Source organism: Planctopirus sp. SH287, assembly GCF_056500625.1.
In genome coordinates this window covers 2,608,064-2,625,792 of the sequence record NZ_CM151403.1, presented here as the reverse complement: position 1 = coordinate 2,625,792, position 17,729 = coordinate 2,608,064, and the positions used below count along the sequence as shown (strand labels likewise).

Here is a 17,729-nt window from a genome sequence, read left to right as displayed (position 1 = left end):
AGATTTTCCCAGCAGTAGGGCAGGCCCCCGCCTGCCTTTTCTGAATTGTTTCCGGCATCTGGAGCGGCAGGCAGGGGCCTGCCCTACAGGCGGTTTCGGGGAATCGTTGTGCGTATTCTTGCGCTTTTTTCAAAAGAGGCGGTCGATTCGGGGGGGGAGTGGGGTTAAGATCTCATGAGGCACGGAGTGTGCCGACACGAAACACTTACTGAATTTCCGAAAGCGACCGTGCATGGCTGACAGCGGTGCCGCCCTGGATTTAGCGATTGATAAGCTGACAAACGCTCATCGATCGATTCGCGAACAGATGTCGCAAGTGATCGTCGGTCAGGACGAGGTTGTCGACCAACTGCTCATTGCCATGTTTTCCAAAGGACACGTACTCCTGGAAGGAGTCCCCGGTCTGGCGAAAACATTGATGATCAGCACGTTGGCGCGATGCCTCTCGATGACTTTCGCCCGCATCCAGTTTACCCCCGACCTGATGCCTGCTGACATCACGGGAACGGATGTACTGCAAGAGAATAAGGAGACGGGGAAGCGGGAATTCCGCTTTATCAGCGGCCCCCTCTTTCACAATGTGGTGCTGGCTGACGAAATCAACCGGACACCCCCCAAGACTCAGGCGGCGCTTCTGGAAGCCATGCAGGAGCGGCAAGTGACTGTCGGGCAATCCCGGCACGTGCTTTCTGACCCGTTTTTTGTTCTGGCCACACAGAACCCGATTGAACAGGAAGGGACGTATACCCTGCCGGAAGCCCAGCAGGATCGCTTCATGTTCAAGGTCTATGTGAAGTATCCCACATTCCTGGAAGAACGGGAAATCGCCCGCAGGACAACGTCCGTTCAGGCGGATAATCTCCAGCATGTGCTGAGTGGCGCTGATATTCTGGAAATCCAGAATCTCGTCCGGCAGGTTCCTGCCAGCGAGCATGTCATTGACTATGCCCTGGCCATTGTTCGGCAGACCCGTGTGCGCGAGCCGGGTGTGCCCGACTTCGTCAATGAATGGCTTTCCTGGGGGGCCGGCCCCCGCGCTGTGCAGTTCCTGTTGTTGGGTGCCAAAGCCCGCGCACTGCTCAATGGCCGCACTTATGTTTCGACCGATGACATTGCGGCACTGGCAGCCCCTGTCTTGCGGCATCGCATTGTGACAAACTTTGCCGCCGAGAGTGAAGGCATCAATACCGACAAGGTGGTGGATGAGCTGCTCAAGGTAACCCCCAGCAAGGAAGGCGAGCTGACACGTGACCCAAGACTCCAGAAGATTTTTGCCGCCTGAAGCAGTGGCTCGGGTCGCTCGTCTGGAAGTGCTCGCACGTAATGTGGTTGAAGGCTTTCTGAACGGGATGCACCGAAGCCCCTACTTCGGCCAGTCGGTCGAATTTGCACAGCACCGGGAATACGTTTCCGGCGACGACCTGCGTCGTATTGACTGGAAGGCGTGGTCAAAGACCGATAAGTATTACATCAAGCAGTACGAAGAAGAGACGAATCTGCGAACCACGCTGGTCGTCGATCTCTCTGAGTCGATGCTGTTTGGAACTCAGGGAAAAACGAAGCACGAATTCGCAACTCAAATTGCGGCCGTCCTTTCGTTATTACTGCTCAAGCAGCACGATGCTGTCAGTCTGGTCACGTTTGATGATCAGGTGCGGGCACGCATCCCCATGAGCAGTAAAAAAACGCAATTGCACGACATCCTGCATGGGTTGGCCAGCGATCAGCCAGCCAGGAAAACCAACCTGGGGGGAATTCTTGCCCAGGTCGCCGATCAGGAATCCCGCAAAGGCCTGATAATTCTCGTATCAGATTTGTTGGCTGATCGGGAAGGATTGCTCAAAGGACTGCGCCTCTTGCGGTTCCGTGGTCATGACGTGATGCTGTTTCATGTGCTGGATGATGCAGAACTTAACTTTGATTTTAATGGCCCGACCAAATTTGAAGGGTTAGAAAGCTCCGGGGAATTAGTCTGTGATCCTCGCGCACTTCGGGAGGGATATCTGCAAGCCATGCAGGCATTTCTCGATGAAGTTCGCAAGCACTGTGCAAAATTTGTGATCGACTATCAGATTGTCAGACCCAGTGAAAATCTGGATGCCGTCCTGCTTCACTACATGAACCATCGCATGGGAATGCATCAGAGCCAACGATCGTGACGGATTGCTGATTTTAACGTCTCTCGAATGACGCGAATGGATTTTCGCGGATTGTAAGCTCAATGCGGATGCACGATGACCTGGCTCTCCTCCTTTTTCTTTAATCCGTCGATCGCACTGGTGGGCGCTGGTCTCATCGCTGTGCCAATCATTATTCACCTGATCAATCGGGTGCGGTATCGACGCGTCCAGTTTGCGGCCATGGAGTTCCTGCTCCAGGCCCAACAACGCAATCGCCAGCGGTTGCTGATCGAACAACTGTTGCTCCTGCTATTGAGAACGCTGATTGTTCTCGCGCTGCTGTTATTGATTGCCCGGTTGGTACTGGATCCTTCTCAATTTGCTCTCTTTCGTGATTCCCGCACTCATCATGTGGTGCTGCTCGACGATAGTTCGTCGACTCGCGAAAGACGGGGAGAAACGACCGCCTGGGCAGAGGGCCTGGCGGTGGTTCGCAAGCTGGCAGCGGAAGGGTCACGTCGTCCTCAGTCACAACGTTTAACAGTGCTGCTGGCGTCACGCCCGGATCAGCCTTTCGTCACTGACCGGGATGTCAATCAGGCACTCGTGGAAGAGTTCGCCTCACGGCTTGATCCCGGCACGTTCATGCCAACTCATCAACGGGTTGATTTTCTTGCTGGCCTGAAATCAGCCCAAAAGCTGCTCATCTCTGATAAAGCGGGTGTTCGTGAACTCCACGTGATTTCAGACTTTCGTGCTCAGGATTGGAACGACCAGAAGTCATTATCGACTGAAATCGAAGCTCTCACAGAAAGCAATATCACCGTTCATCTGGTTCGTTCGACACCGGTGGCTGGCCCCAATCTGGGCGTCACGCGACTGGATGGCGCGGTCGCCACAGCAGCCGCAGGAGTGCCGCTGCGACTGACAGCCGGAATCACGAACTATGGAACAGAGGTCGCGACCAATGTGCGAGCCTCCGTCTTTGACAATGGCGTGAAAACTCCCGCAACAATCATTTTTGACCGGATCGAACCGGGCGTTGAAGTTCTGCATGATGTCGACCTGCAATTTCCGTCACCCGGTCGACGCCGCGTGGAAATTCGGCTCGATAGTGACAATTATCCGGTCGACAATGTCCGCTATCTCAGTGTTGACGTCTCTCCCAGCATTCCCCTTTTGATCGTGGATGGCGACCCGACTGGCGATTCCGCGTCTTATGTTGCTGATGCTCTCGCGGCTGACCCCGCCGCTACCGGGCTACAGGCTGTCATTGAAAACGCCGATATTCTCCGGCGGCGTCCGCTCGACAATTATCGCTGCATCTATCTTCTCAACGTGGGGGAACTCCCTCCCGATTCGCTCGATTATCTTGAGAAATATGTGCAACGAGGTGGTTCCCTGATCATGGCGATGGGCAACTCCGTTCGCGGCGATGCCTTTAATCGCACGTTCTATCGCGAGGGGGAAGGTCTGGCGCCCCTTCCATTGGGAAGTTCTCCTTTGGAGTTCCCGCCCGACATCACTTCGACCGAACCCGATCTCAGTGCCGGAAACCATCCCGCGTTTACCGTCCTGAGCGGAGCCGAAAACCCGTTTCTTGATGCCGTCCATATTCATAAACTGTTTCCAGCCGCTGAAAACTGGGTCAACGACGATGCTGCTCGTGGTGATCGCACCACCACAATTGCTCGTCACAAGAGTGGCCGCCCTCTGATGGTGGAAAAGCCATTCGGTCAAGGCTTGGTTTCCATGCTTCTGACTACCGCCCAGCCCGAATGGAACGACTGGGCTTTGAACCCTTCGTATGTGGTCTTTCAGCTGGATCTCGTCAAATCACTGATGTCACAGGGAACCAATCAGTCGCAGCGGATTGTGGGTGAACCGATTCACATTTCTCTCGATCCGGCTCTCTATACGGACATGGTGGAGTTGATCGTTCCGGAAGCCGATGGACAACGGACATTGCGTCTGCAAGCCGCTCCAGAAGCAGCAACTTCTTCGACAACAGACGGAAACACAACAGGCGATCAAACAGCGGATGGTCCTGCCCAGCCTGCGGGAGGAGTTGCTGCTGGCGATATTCGATTGATTGTCGAGCAGAAAGAGACCGACACGCCAGGGATTTACACCGCTCGACTGATGCCGCAAAACCAAATCCCGGAAGAACGTTTATATGCTTACAACGTTCCCCTGGAAGAAAGTCGTCTGGCTGTTTCTACGACAGACACCCTTCGCAAAGGGTTGGGCAACAATGAACGAGTCCAGATTCATGAAGCCGGAGAACTTTCCTGGATTGAAGGAGATGAGGCCGGTTCCGAGGTTCGTACTCTTTTGATTGTGGCGTTGATCCTGCTCTTGCTGGCAGAACAATGGCTTGGTTACCGGCTGAGCTATCATCCGGGGAAAGGTCAGGCCGCACGATGAACATTTGGCAAACCCTGCGACCTGTCGACATGCTCATGCAGACTCCCACTTCAGTTCTCACTCCCGCTGATGCAACATCTGCTGCGGGAGTCTCTGGTGGAGCAGAGGGTGGAGTCGCCCAAACCATTGCCAGTCTCCCCGCCCCCATCAATGGGAAACCTCAGTCCACGGTCACCATGACCGAATGGGCCTGGCCGGAAGACCCTTCGTCATGGATATTTCTGGCCCTGGCGATCATGGGCATCGCCGCCTATGTGGTCTGGTGCTACCGAAAAGACACCAAGGAACTGGGGCCTCTTGCGCGAGGATGGCTCACCACATTGCGACTGGCGCTTTTCGCTGGTCTGCTCCTGATCTGGTTTAATCCGCAGGAACGAACACAGGAATCAATGACACGTCCCTCGCGTGTGGCGATCGTGATTGATAATTCCCTGTCGATGCGACACCCGGCAGTTGACTCTGTCGCGGCCTCACCTGTGGGGACTCCTGCCCCAGCGACGCCTGACGCCGGGAAAGAGTCTTCGATGGCTCATCTCTCACGAGCCGAACTGATCAATCGCCTGCTCGCGGATTCCTCTTTGATTCAGCGATTACGGCAAACCCATGAAGTCTCTGTTTTCAGTTTTAATTCGGCATTAAACGGGCCACTGGCCAGCCTTCCCTTGAATGCCCATAAGGCGACCGCAAATAAAGCGACTGAACCTTCAACGACACCAGACAATCGCACTACAGGTTCTCCTGATACCAAGGTGAACTGGCAGGAAATCACCAGCCCGGCCGGTCTTGAAACCCGCATGGGGGAAGCATTAAGTGATGCGATTCGCCAATTGGCAGGAAGAACACTCGCCGGAGTTCTGGTGATTGGTGATGGGGGGATCAATGCCGGTATTGATCTGGAGACCGCTCGCGATCGCGCGATGGCTCAGAAAGTCAAAATGGTGACCATCGGAGTGGGTGGCACTCAACCGCCTCGCAATGTTCAATTGGCAGATTTACAGGCTCCCACCGATGTTCAGGTGGGAGATCCGTTCGACATCACCGGCTTTGTGACAGCTCAAGGTCTGGAAGGGCAGAAAGCCACCATTGAACTTGTCGCACAAACAACCGAAGACGCCACAGAAACGGTTGTTGAAAGTCGTGAAGTGACGGTTCTAGCCGACAATGTCCCCATTGAGGCCAGGTTCCCATTGAAGGCTGATAAGACGGGAACGACCCGCTACACGCTGCGAACGCGACCCACCCAGGCTGTTCAGGAAGTGAACCTGGATGACAACCAGCAGACATTGACAATTACGGCTCTTGATAAACCGACCCGTGTTCTTTTGGTCGCGGGTGGCCCGATGCGTGATTATCAGTTCGTCAGAAATTTGCTGTATCGTCACAAGGGGATCGATGTTGATGTGCTCCTTCAAACGGGCGCCGCTGGAACCAGCCAGGAGTCTGACAACCTGCTGGCGGCATTTCCTTCCACGCGTGAAGAACTCTTCAGCTATGATGTGGTGATTGCTTTTGATCCCGACTGGCGATTGATCTCTCCCGAATCCATTGACCTGCTCTATGACTGGGTCTTTCAGGAAGCGGGCGGGCTGATCCTGATCGCAGGTGATGTCAACACCCTCCAGGTAGCTGCTGTCTCCGCCAGTTCGCCCGAACAGAAGACACTGGTCAAGCAATTGGGCCAACTCCAGGAACTTTATCCTGTCGTGCTGAATTCCTATCTTTCCGACCTGAGATTTGATCAGGAACATTCACAGCCCTGGCCGCTGGCTTTTTCTCCGGAAGGAGAGGCCGCGAGTTTCCTTCAACTGACAGATGAAGCCACTTCATCACTGGCTCGCTGGAAAGAGTTTTCGGGATTTTACAAATGTTATCCCACCAGCGGCCCTAAAGCGGGCGCGACGGTTTACAGCCGTTTTTCTGATCCGCGGGCTGAATCAGCCATTGTGATGGCTTCGCAGTTCTTCGGTCAGGGCCGCACGTTTTACCTTGGCAGTGGAGAAATGTGGCGGCTGCGTTCCGTCGATGAAGAAGACTACGACCGCTTCTGGATTAAGGCCATTCGCGAATTTTCACAGGGAAGGCTCAAACGCGGCAATCGCCGCGGGTTGTTAATGCCGGAAACCCGACGGATTGCGTTGGGCCAGACACTGCGGGTGCGTGCCCGTTTACTTGATGCCCAGTTTCAGCCCTTGTCAGCCCCTTCGGTTCCTCTGGAACTCTTTGATCCGAACGGACGCCCCGTGATTCCGCCCCGCGTCCTGACAGCTGATCCGAATCGTCCCGGTGAATTCGTGGGCGATTTCCGGGCCGCTCTGCCGGGAGTTTATAAGCTGGCTGTCGAGATTCCTCAGTCATCTGAGACGTTGAAAGAAGAAGTGATTGTCGCCTTGCCCAAGCTGGAAGATGAAAACATCCGACAAAACGTGTCGGCTCTCAAAGGGTTGGCAGAAGGGACCGGCGGTGCCTATTTTGATTTGGGAACTTTCGACTTGGGAGCTAAAGAAAATTCAGCACCTCAAGCGGGGGCCTCGCAAATTGGTGCCTCAAGTGATGTTGAAGCGAAAACGATTGATGCCATTGTGACGCTCTTTCCGAATCGATCGGAACAAATTCTCATTGACCAGCGTCTCAAAACATTATGGGATCGCGATTGGGTGCTCTTTTTATTGGTCGGAATCATCTCGGTTGAATGGCTCACCAGAAAACTGCTGAAATTGGCCTGACCTCCTGTCAGAATCAGAGGATCATCGCGATGTTCACCATCACAATGCCCGAAAAGTCTCTTCCTATTTTATGCCACATTTTTTGAGAGAGAAGGCCAACGGATTCCGACCTTTCTCTGACCACTTTCATTGCTGACCTGAGCCGATATGTCACAGACCATTGCCAGCGCACCACCGATTTCCGTTCGCCCTGCGGGACGATCGACAATTGGTCGGATCTTATCGCGGTTGCGCTCATCCATTCGCCGCTATTTGCTCTGGCAAGCGGTGCTGACAGTCTGTGTCGTCACCGCCCTCGTGTTCTGGGCAAGCTTTCTATTTGATGAAGCCGTCTTTGCGACCAGTCGCTATGAACTCCCGGTCTGGTTCAGAACCCTGGTTCTGGTCTTGGGACTCACGGTAATCGCAGGGTTTGGTGTCTGGCTGATCACACTCGCTCTCGCCCGCAGGATGCGTGAACAATCTCTGGCTTTGGTACTGGAAAAAAGGTTTCCTCAACTCGACAGCCGATTGATTCTGGCTGTGGAAGCGGGTGAGGGACAAGTTCGTTCCGTCTCTCCCATGCACGACGCCATGGTTGCCCGCACATTGCAGCAAGCCGACCATGACATTGGGCAGCTTGAACTCTCTCAGGTTTTCAATCAGGCTCCGCTCCGAAAATCGGGACTCCTGGCGGCTCTCTTGTGGCTTTCCATCGGGTTGTTATTGATCTTCAATTTCAGGGGAGTGATGGCCTGGGGGCAGGGATATCTCAGGTTGGCAGAAACATACCGGATTCGCCTGACAGAACTGCAGGCCCAGGTTCTGGTGCAACCCGGTGATCGATTGGCCTCTTTTCGCAATGGCCACTATCGCCATCCCAAAGGGGCTGATCTGACGTTACTGATTGAGACCGTTGACGGAAAGCAGGCACCGGATCGTGTCCGTCTGGATTATCGTCTGGGGAATGGGCGAGGCAGCGGACGAACCTATCTGGATGTGAACGAAAAGGGGGCTTCAACCCACACGTTTGCCGCCCTGGTTGATGACACGCGCTTCTGGTTGACCGGCGGTGATTACACCACGCTGTCGCCTTTGACGATTGAAGTCGTTGATCCTCCCACGGTTTCGGCACTGACGATAGAGGCTCGCTATCCCGATTACATGGGATTAAATCAAGGTCAGGAGGCCACGACCGTGCCTGTCATCGGCACGGAATTCAGCCTGCCATTGGAAACACGTTTTCAATTGGTGATCACTGCGACCCAAAAGCTCAGTACGGTTCGTTGTGAGCTTCAGGTGGGGCCGTTGCGTTACGAAGTTGTTGGCTCTCAATTGACCACTTCTCCCCAACTGGCAGTCTGGCCGACGGCTGTCGAAAATCATCCTCGTGTTCCCACCGCTTTGCCGGAGCATGTGGCGCAGGCCGCCATTTCTAAAGATGGCAAGACGCTCTCGATCCCCTTTCAATTGCACCATCGCGCCATCAACCTGCTGGAAGATCAGGCGAAAGGTCAGCCACTGGAATTACTGGCTGATGCCATTCCCTTACCTCCTGACACGCAGTTTCGCATCTGGTTGACAGATGCCGAAGAAATCTCAGCGACCGAACCCGCCCGCCTGCTTCTGCGAGGCATTCCCGATGAACCTCCTCAAGTCGAAACTCTCCTGCGCGGCATCGGGACTTCAATCACCCGGCTGGCCCGCATCCCTGTGACGGGAACCGTGCTGGATGACTATGGCGTGGATCGAATCTGGTTTGAATACACCCTGGATGCGGACACGACGTTAAAAGAGCAACCGCTGGGAACATTCACTTCTAACCGTCCGAAAGAATTGCCGCTGGCCCGCTCTGAATCCGAACCTTACCTGCGTTTTGATGTTCTGCCTTTGGATCTCGCCATTAAGCAGAAACTGACCGTTTCTGCCGTTGCTGCGGATGGAAACGATATTTCCGGCGTCGGACCGAATGTGGGACGGGGGCAACGATTTGTCTTTACGATTGTGTCGCCAGAAGAACTGCTGTCGATTGTTTATGCACGAGAATTGAACGAACGCAAACGGTTTGAGCAATTGATCAGTGAAGTTCAAGGTCTGCGTGATGACCTGGTTCGTCATCGGGAAATGATCATCCCTTCGAGGGAAAAGCCTCAGACTGCCCAGCAAACGGAACTGTTGCAAGCCATTGCGGGATGTGGAGAACGCTCGCTTTATGTGATTCGTCAATCGGCTCAGTCGACCGATTCTGTATTGCAGTCTTTCCGGGAAATCCGTGAAGAACTGGTCAATAACAGTGTTGATACCCCGCAAATGCTCGACCGCATTGACCGTAAAGTTGTCGGCCCACTCTCCCGCTTGATGGAGTCCGGCTTTCCCCAAACTGACGAAACACTCGGGCGATTCCGGTTGGCCAACGAGCAAAATGCCGATCCCACAGAACCTGTCGATGAGGCAATTTTACAGATTCAGGGCTTGCTAGAAACCATGGATCAGGTTTTGCTGGAGATGAGGAAACTCGAAACGTTTCATGAAGCTCTCGAACTTCTCAAAGCGTTGATTGGTGACCAGGATGAACTGACCGAAAAAACCAAACAACGAAGAAAAGCACAGGCACTCAAAGCGCTAGAAGATTAATTCCGCTTTGGCTCTTCGACGAGAGAGTGATGTGTTTTAGTGTTCAGTGGTGGTGCAGTTTCGCTCATTTGATTGTTACAATTTATTGCACGCCGAAAGACCGATCTTCTATGGCAGAAATAAGTTAATGACGAGTTGCAGTCATCGGCAGGTTTGATTCAGAGTCTGGGAGCTTGTCGGAAGCAGGCGTCCTGCGCTGATTGGAAAATAGAGGGATCCTGAAATGTTTCACCGCGCTTTGGCTCCCACTCGTTCGCAGGTTCGCAATTTTTGCGTCCGCCAGTTCTCTGTTTGCTGGAAATGGTGCCTGTTCGTCGTGCTGGCACTTCTCGTGGTTCCTGTTGTTCAGGCACAGGAGACTCCCGCTTCAGCAACGGAACAAGAGTTGGCCATGAAGCAGGAAGCTCTGGCCGCGCGGTATCAACGTTTTGAAAATACACTGCAACAGTTGGCTGAGTACCTGCGTAAGACCGACCCGGCTCGTGCTGACCTGATCGTCCGAGTCATTGGAAAAAGCAAGGAAACTCGCGTTCCTGACCAGATGCAAGCCTTGATTGAACTGCTCAAACAAGAGCGGTTAGGGGATGCGATTTCTCATCAGGAAGACCTTGCCGTCCAGATGGCGGCACTCCTTGATCTTCTGCAAAGTGAAGACCGGCGTGATGAAATTGAGCGGGAAAAAGCCCGGGTGCAGGATCTCATCAAGGACGTCAATCGTCTGATCGGCCAGCAGCAGGACACACGCTCAGCGACTGAACGGGGAGGTGCCTCAGGCGATTTGGAGAAACGTCAGGCTAGGATTGCCGAAGATGCCCGCAAACTGGCGGACAAAATCGACCGCCAGGACGCAGAAAAAAATGAGTCCAAGTCGAGCGGGAAAAACGCCTCAGAAAAGAACGGCTCCTCTTCTGATCAAGAGTCCGATAGCCCCCCTGCTGATGATTCCTCCAAGCCGGGTGATTCCAAGTCTTCTCCCGAGGAATCGGGCAAGGGAACAGGTAAAGAAGATCCCTCTGAGGACATGCCAGATTCTAAAGAGGGCAATCCTTCTGAGGACTCTGAAAACGAAAAGGCCGCTGGGAAAGAAGGAAAGGGAAACTCGTCCAAATCGGGCAAGCCAGGTTCATCTTCAAAGCCGGGAGATTCCAAATCGTCTGACGATCCCTCCAAGTCTGGTGAACCCAAGGAAGGTGAGTCTAAGCCCTCATCATCAGAAAACGAAAAATCCGGCAAACCTTCTTCCGGAAAGCCGTCCTCAGGAAAACCATCTCAAGGTAAGCCGTCATCGGGAAAGCCCTCACCCGGCCAACCTTCACAAGGCAGCCCGTCTCAGGATTCCCCACAGAATCGCTCGCAGCCACCTCAATCAGGGGGAGAGCAGCAGCCTTCAGAAGAGAAGACTGCCGGGAGAGAGGAAATCGAACAATCGATTCGTTCGATGGATCGGGCGATTGAAGAACTCAAGAAGAAAAATGCAGGCGGCGCTTCGGATGAGCAGGACAAAGCACTGGCTGAACTGATGAAAGCCCGTGAAAAGCTGGAGGAAATTCTTCGGCAATTGCGAGAAGAAGAACGGGAACTCATGCTGGCGGCACTGGAAGCCAGATTCCGTGACATGCTGGCCAGAGAAATCGCCATTTACAACAGCACCATGGGGATTGCCTCAGTCACAGAAAAGCAGCGGACTGATCGTCATCGCACGCGCTCGCTGGAACTTTCCCGACAGCAGGATGAACTCGTGATGGAGGCTTCAAAAGCGTTGACACTCCTCCGGGAAGAAGGCTCCTCGATCGCGTTTCCCGAAGCCATTGAGCAGATTCGATCCGACATGCAAATGATTGCCCGGCGACTGGATCGAACAGATGTCGGACAATTGACTCAGCAAATAGAAAAAGATGTGATCGAAGCGCTGGAGGAAATGGTCGAAGCGCTTCGTCAGGAAATGGAAAAACTCAAAGATGAGAAGCAGCAGAAACAACAACAGCAGCAGCAACAACAGCAACAGAAGGCTCTAGTGAATCAGTTGGCGGAATTGAAACTCCTTCGATCGTTGCAGTTTCGTGTCAACCGCCGGACACGACTCATCGGCCGCATGGTCGAGGGCGAACAGGCCAATGATCAAGATCTCGTGACTCAGTTACGGGAACTCGGACTTCGCCAGGAACAGGTTCGCAAGGCAACATATGATCTGTCCATCGGGAGGAACGAGTAATGCGTGCTGACTCGCCTGCAAGACAACAATTAACACATCTGCCGCGTTCCCTGACGGTGGCGTGGATGACTGCGATTGCCATGCTTGGGTTCCTCTCAGAAGGGAATTTCCGGCTGGTCTATGGGCAGGAATCTTCTGTGGAAATCTTCTCGCCGAAACCTGCCTCAGTGATTATCGAGCAGACAACTGCTGGTCTGAAGAGCTTGAAAACTCCTCCTGCGAATTCCGAGGAGCTTATTCGTCTGTTGGGCAACGACACGCTGGATGCCGATGCCCGGCATGCCCAGTGGATTCATGTGCTGACTCAGGCAGATCCTGAAATTGCGAAGTTGATCGCTCGCTTGAATCAGCCGGCCAGTGTCATCTCGAATGAGGAATGGTCGGTGCTGCTCAATCGTCCTGATCTTTCCCCGTTTTTTCGGGCCAATCTGGGATTGCTCTATGGTCGCTCGCTCGTTGAACGGCAAATGTTTGATGAAGCCCGGGTTGAACTTCAGGCGGTGGATGCCCGCGAGGTCATCTGTCCGGCAACCCTGTTCTTCTTTCGAGCCGTTGTGGCTCACTCGCTACTCGATATTCCCTCCGCTAAAGAATCGCTCAGTCAACTGCTCGAGAAAACTCAAGACCCTCCTTTGCGTTATCGCTCAACCGGGGAGTTACTTTTGGCGGATCTGGATTCCTTTGAAGAAAAATCGTTGGGGGAAGTCGCCCGTTTGATGGCTGATTCCCGTCGTCGTCTGGATTTGGGGCGTGCTGGTGAACAGGTTCAGGGGGTTCAGGAGCGGATTGTTTCTCATCTCGATGAGCTGATCAAAAAGCTTGAGCAGCAAATGGGCGGCGGTGGTGGGGGAGGCGGTGGAGAAGGAGGCAACTCCAATGAAAGTGGCGGAGCCGCTCAAGACAGCTCTGTCAAAGGGGCCACAGCACCTGGTGAAACTGACAAGAAGAAATTTGCCCAGGAGGGAGCCTGGGGGAACTTGCCCGAAAAACAGCAGGCAGAAGCCAGAAACCTGATCAACCGTAGCTTTCCTCCTAACTATGGAAGAGCCATCGATGCTTATTCCAAAAAACTCGCCAATCGACCTGCCAAACCGGCTCCGTGATAGATCGGCTTGTCTCCTGATCATCAGGAGTTGACCTCACTTAGCCTGCCCCTTCTAATTTTTCTTATTCATGTGATTGAATTGTCCGACAGCCCGCTCTTGTTTGATAAAACGGAACGCCTTTCGGAATAAAGATTCATCAGACGGACTTGTGACAGACGGAGAGCAAAAACCGATGAACTGGGCCGCTTTAAGCTTATCTGTCGCGATGCTTGCCACGGACGTCACGGTGGAACCTCTCACCGGGCCTCCCGCCACAGGGAAGATCGTCAGCATGACCGACGATCGCGTACGTCTGACCGCCAAAGAGGAGGACATTGACGTTCCCATTTCACAAATCCTGACGATCCGCAATGTCGGCACGAATCAAGGAGCGACTACGTCTTCGTCACCGGCTGCCAATTCCTCGGCCGTGTTAGTCGAAACTCTCGATGGAAGTCGCCTGTCGCTGACCTCTTTGACAGTCAAAGACGGCCTGCTTAAAGCCGAGCACTCGGCGATGGGAGAACTGCAATTTCCTCAGCAAGACATTCGTTCCCTCCGCTTGGGAGCGACAGATAACAAGGTCGAAGCGGCTTGGCGAGAACTCTCACAACGCAAAACCACGAGCGATATGGTTGTGATTCGCAAGGGGGATGTCCTCGACCATCTTGAAGGTGTCGTCAGTGGTGTCTCAGAAAAAGGCTTGCAGCTTCTCCTGGATGGCGATGAAGTCCCCGTAAAAAGAGAACGTGTTTTTGGTGTTGTGTTCGCTTCGAGAGAGGCCGCGACGCCACCCATGGTGCGGTGTGACTTGGGAAACGGCCAAATCTTGCTGGTGGATCAGGTCAAATTTGAGAAAGGGAGCTGGGAGTTATTCCGCGGAGGAGAAGTCTTGAAACTTCCTGAAAACTCCAGCCCTCAACTCATCGACTACAGTGCCGGCAAGCTGATGTTTCTATCCGAGGTGGAACCCAGAAATGTCAAATACACGCCTTTTTTCGGTTACACCTGGGAATACCGGAAAGACCGCAGCTATGAAGGTCGCCCTTTGGCTGTCGGTACAAAAACCTTTCGCCGGGGACTCGCCGTTCATTCCAAATCGGAACTGACATGGCGACTGGGAGGAGACTTCCGCCGCTTTCAAACCGTGATTGGCTACGATCCTGAGATTACAACCTCCAGCACCGCTCTAGTGAGTGTTCTGGGAGATGGGAAAGAACTATTTCGTATTGACCTGGCGCGAGGTAATCCTCCCCATGCCATTGATCTGGATATGACCGACATTATCGAACTGACAATCGTGGTCGACTACGGCTCAGATGAAGTTGATATAGGTGATCGAATCCACTTTGGCGATGCAAAGGTGGTTAAATAATGGCGACATTCTCGCTCATGGGCCGACACCGTTTATCATGGATCACTTTGTCCTGGATCATTGCCACTTTGACAAAACGACCCAATCGATGGGTCTTTGCCGGCAATGGCAACCAGTCGTTCCACAAAAAAACGGTGGCTGCCTGTCTGGCATTGATTTTCTGGCAAATGGCCATATTCCCGATTGGTTTTCATCTGGCTGTGGCAGAGGATGCCGAGCGAAAAGAGGTCATCTCGCCCGAAGTTCTCGCAGCCGAGCAGCAGCGGATTGCCATGATCAAAGAGGTCTCACCCAGTGTGGTGGCCATTTTCTCCAGCAGCGGGGATGGCGGTGGCTCGGGCGTTCTGATCTCTCCCGATGGTTATGCCCTCTCTAATTTTCACGTGACAAGTGGCGCCGGCAATTTCATGAAGTGTGGCCTCAATGACGGCCGTCTTTACGATGCCGTGATCGTGGGAATTGATCCGACAGGTGACGTGGCGCTGATTCAGCTCCAAGGCCGAAACGACTTCCCTTTTGCCCGGATGGGTAACAGTGACTTGCTGAAGATTGGTGAACCTGTCTTTGCCATGGGGAATCCGTTTCTGCTGGCCACCGATTTTACACCGACAATCACCTCCGGGATCGTCAGTGGCTTGCACCGCTATCAATATCCTGCTGGCACGTTTCTGGAGTATGCCGACTGCATTCAGACGGATGCGTCGATTAACCCGGGGAATTCAGGCGGGCCGTTATTCAATCTTCAGGGAGAACTGATCGGCATCAATGGTCGCGGTTCATTCGAGAAACGCGGGCGTGTGAATTCGGGAGCCGGCTATGCCATTTCGATTAACCAGATTCGTTATTTCATGGGACATTTAAAGTCAGGACGAATTGTTGATCATGCCACATTAGGGGCCACTGTTCGTTCTGGAACATCACGGGAAGTCCTGGTTGATCAAGTGCTCGAAGGCTCCAGTGCCTGGAATGCTGGTCTGCGTGAAGACGATGAAATTGTGAATTTCGCCGGTCGTCCCATTGGTAGTGTTAATCAATTCAAAAACGTATTGGGGATCTTTCCGAAAGGCTGGTCGCTACCTCTGGTTTACCGCCGCGATGGAGTGAAGCAGGAGATCACGGTCGAGTTGGCTGCGCTGCATAGTGATTCGGAACTGGTGCAGTTTGCCAGCAGCAATGCGGCTCCCGGCGGCCCCAAGCCTCAGCCTGGTGGAAAAAAGCCAGTCCCTCAAAAACCAGAGCGTGGTCAGCCAACTCCTGATCAGCCAGACGCCCCCAAAACTCCCGAGACACCTGATAAACCGGCAAAGCTCTCAAAAGAGCTTGAAGCACTCTTTCATTCCAAAACGGGCTACGCAAACTATCAGTTTAATCAGCGGGAACAAAAGCGGTTGCTGGCGCATCTGGAGCGATTAACTTCATGGAAAGGGCAAACTGGCCGCTGGAAGTTTGCTGGTGTTGATGAAAAAGATCGTCCGGTTTCTTTCGTGATTTCCCCCGACGGAGCCGGCATGCAGCAGGCAGACCGCCCATTCGTTCAACCTCTTGAGGGATCTCTCTGGATCGATGAACCACCATCAAGCGGAGGGCTTCTGGCGGCCCTGGTTCATTGGAAGTGGCTGTTAACAGAAGGGCCAGAATCGTTCTCGGAAATTTCCTATCTGGGAACTCAACCGATTGATGGCCAGTTTGGTGACCCGCTGGCGACATCACTTTACGATGCTCTGGTGCTGACACGCACGGGGGCGGTCATGACGGTGTTCTTCCGGGAGGATGGGGAGATCGCTGGCTTTGATTTCAAAGCCTCCCGCGAGCAACCCACTTGCAATATCCGCTTCAACTCCTGGGGTCAGTTCAACTCACGGCCTTTCCCTCAGGATTTCAAGGTGCTCTCTTCGGGTCGATTCTTTGATCGATATCGTCTTCAGAGCTTTGACTCCAGAGAAAATGTAATAACTCCAGGAGAGCAGCCATGAACCAGGCCATCGGGAGCTTTTCTGGTATGACGATCTTTGAAAAGACAGCCAGTCACCACTTCTTCCAGATTCTGAAGTCTGAAGACGCTGTGCTCGGCCATCGGAGATCCTGCCTGTTCCTGACCATCTGTGTCATGGGTTTGATCTCGCTCTCAGGTGGCCGTACTCAGGCTGCTGACGCCGAGATGATCGACGAGATTCAACCACGATTGGTGAAGATCTTTGGCGCCGGGGGGTTACGAAACCTTTATTCTTATAATACAGGGTTTCTGACATCCCCTGAGGGGCATATTGCCACGGTCTGGAATCATGTTCTTGACCAGAATACCGTGACCGTCGTGCTGCATGACGGCCGCAAGTACGAAGGGAAAGTCGTTGGGGCAGAGCCGGGACTTGATCTGGCGATGATTAAGATTGAAGAAACGAATCTCCCTTATTTTGATGTCAAAAACCTTCCGGATGTCAGTGCGGGAACCCGCGTGGTGGCTTTCAGCAATATGTTTAAAGTCGCGACAGGAGATGAACCGGTTTCGGTCATTCAGGGAGTCGTTGCCGCCCGCACGCGACTGCCAATTCGCCGTGGAGCCTATGAGACGTCCTTTCCCGGCGACGTCTACGTCATTGACGCGATCACCAATAACCCTGGGGCAGGGGGTGGTGTCATCACCACGGTCGATGGCCGCCTGCTGGGGATGATTGGGAAGGAAGTGAAGAACTCTGAACTCAATACCTGGGTGAATTACGCGATCCCGATCAGTCGACTGGAAACCGCGATTGATGAATTGATGACCGGGAACTTTCGCAAGTCGAGTGATTTCGACAAACCTGCCGCCATGGCCAGCCTGCCGCTGTTCACACCGGCCGATTTTGGAATTGTCATGCTGCCCAATATTGTCGCACGCACTCCGGCCTATATCGATCGCGTTCTGGAAAAATCCTCAGCAGAAGCGGCAGGCATGCAGCCCAATGATCTCATTGTGTTTGTGGGCGACGAACTCATTCAATCGTGTCAGGAATTTTTGTCAGTCATCGATCGTCTGGAGAGTGGTGGCCGTCTAAAATTGATTGTACGCCGGGAAAATCAGTTGCTGTCCATGGAGTTACCAGTCCCTCGTAAAACCCGTCCCACAGCACCGCCCCGACGATGATGCGCCGGTTTCACCTGATTGGCAGGGGCCACCTCTCATTCATCTGTCTTTCG

General features: G+C 53.5%; 10 protein-coding genes. All 10 read left to right on the top strand.

All coding sequences use genetic code 11. The features are described from left to right. Positions 1-232: 232 nt before the first annotated feature. The 10 genes from SH287x_RS09770 to SH287x_RS09725 all read left to right on the top strand — a co-directional run bounded on the left by SH287x_RS09770 (position 233) and on the right by SH287x_RS09725 (position 17,676). Entirely contained in the window at positions 233-1,282 is a 1,050-nt protein-coding gene (locus SH287x_RS09770) for an AAA family ATPase (RefSeq protein WP_479518527.1), read from the top strand. Next, positions 1,272-2,159 (top strand): DUF58 domain-containing protein, encoded by an 888-nt coding sequence (locus SH287x_RS09765; protein WP_479518526.1) that lies wholly within the window; start codon positions 1,272-1,274, stop codon positions 2,157-2,159. The genes SH287x_RS09770 and SH287x_RS09765 overlap by 11 nt, the downstream gene beginning before the upstream one ends. A 75-nt stretch (positions 2,160-2,234) precedes the next feature. Continuing rightward, on the top strand, positions 2,235-4,547 hold the full coding sequence (locus SH287x_RS09760; RefSeq protein WP_479518525.1) for a BatA domain-containing protein: 2,313 nt from the start codon (positions 2,235-2,237) through the stop codon (positions 4,545-4,547). Further along, complete coding sequence (locus SH287x_RS09755) at positions 4,544-7,270, top strand: hypothetical protein (RefSeq protein ID WP_479518524.1); 2,727 nt, start codon at positions 4,544-4,546, stop codon at positions 7,268-7,270. The genes SH287x_RS09760 and SH287x_RS09755 overlap by 4 nt, the downstream gene beginning before the upstream one ends. 147 nt (positions 7,271-7,417) lie before the next feature. Next, positions 7,418-9,883 (top strand): ABC transporter permease, encoded by a 2,466-nt coding sequence (locus SH287x_RS09750; RefSeq protein ID WP_479518523.1) that lies wholly within the window; start codon positions 7,418-7,420, stop codon positions 9,881-9,883. 223 nt (positions 9,884-10,106) lie between these two features. After that, the gene (locus SH287x_RS09745) at positions 10,107-12,095 is read left to right on the top strand and encodes a coiled-coil domain-containing protein (protein ID WP_479518522.1); all 1,989 of its coding nucleotides are present in this window, start codon (positions 10,107-10,109) and stop codon (positions 12,093-12,095) included. Further along, positions 12,095-13,198 (top strand): hypothetical protein, encoded by a 1,104-nt coding sequence (locus SH287x_RS09740; protein WP_479518521.1) that lies wholly within the window; start codon positions 12,095-12,097, stop codon positions 13,196-13,198. The genes SH287x_RS09745 and SH287x_RS09740 overlap by 1 nt, the downstream gene beginning before the upstream one ends. 175 nt (positions 13,199-13,373) lie before the next feature. Then, positions 13,374-14,555, top strand: coding sequence for an NPCBM/NEW2 domain-containing protein (locus SH287x_RS09735; protein WP_479518520.1), 1,182 nt, complete (start codon positions 13,374-13,376; stop codon positions 14,553-14,555). Then, the gene (locus tag SH287x_RS09730; RefSeq protein WP_479518519.1) at positions 14,555-16,528 is read left to right on the top strand and encodes a S1C family serine protease; all 1,974 of its coding nucleotides are present in this window, start codon (positions 14,555-14,557) and stop codon (positions 16,526-16,528) included. The genes SH287x_RS09735 and SH287x_RS09730 overlap by 1 nt, the downstream gene beginning before the upstream one ends. Next, positions 16,525-17,676: a S1C family serine protease gene (locus SH287x_RS09725; RefSeq protein ID WP_479518518.1), complete on the top strand. Its 1,152-nt coding sequence runs from the start codon at positions 16,525-16,527 to the stop codon at positions 17,674-17,676. The genes SH287x_RS09730 and SH287x_RS09725 overlap by 4 nt, the downstream gene beginning before the upstream one ends. Positions 17,677-17,729: the final 53 nt, after the last annotated feature.

What these genes read in the sequence shown, in the direction of transcription:
- SH287x_RS09770 (WP_479518527.1), top strand. Translation starts at nt 233, where the DNA reads ATGGCTGACAGCGGTGCCGCCCTGGATTTAGCGATTGATAAGCTGACA.
- SH287x_RS09760 (WP_479518525.1), top strand. Translation starts at nt 2,235, where the DNA reads ATGACCTGGCTCTCCTCCTTTTTCTTTAATCCGTCGATCGCACTGGTG.
- SH287x_RS09755 (WP_479518524.1), top strand. Translation starts at nt 4,544, where the DNA reads ATGAACATTTGGCAAACCCTGCGACCTGTCGACATGCTCATGCAGACT.
- SH287x_RS09750 (WP_479518523.1), top strand. Translation starts at nt 7,418, where the DNA reads ATGTCACAGACCATTGCCAGCGCACCACCGATTTCCGTTCGCCCTGCG.
- SH287x_RS09745 (WP_479518522.1), top strand. Translation starts at nt 10,107, where the DNA reads ATGTTTCACCGCGCTTTGGCTCCCACTCGTTCGCAGGTTCGCAATTTT.
- SH287x_RS09740 (WP_479518521.1), top strand. Translation starts at nt 12,095, where the DNA reads ATGCGTGCTGACTCGCCTGCAAGACAACAATTAACACATCTGCCGCGT.
- SH287x_RS09735 (WP_479518520.1), top strand. Translation starts at nt 13,374, where the DNA reads ATGAACTGGGCCGCTTTAAGCTTATCTGTCGCGATGCTTGCCACGGAC.
- SH287x_RS09730 (WP_479518519.1), top strand. Translation starts at nt 14,555, where the DNA reads ATGGCGACATTCTCGCTCATGGGCCGACACCGTTTATCATGGATCACT.
- SH287x_RS09725 (WP_479518518.1), top strand. Translation starts at nt 16,525, where the DNA reads ATGAACCAGGCCATCGGGAGCTTTTCTGGTATGACGATCTTTGAAAAG.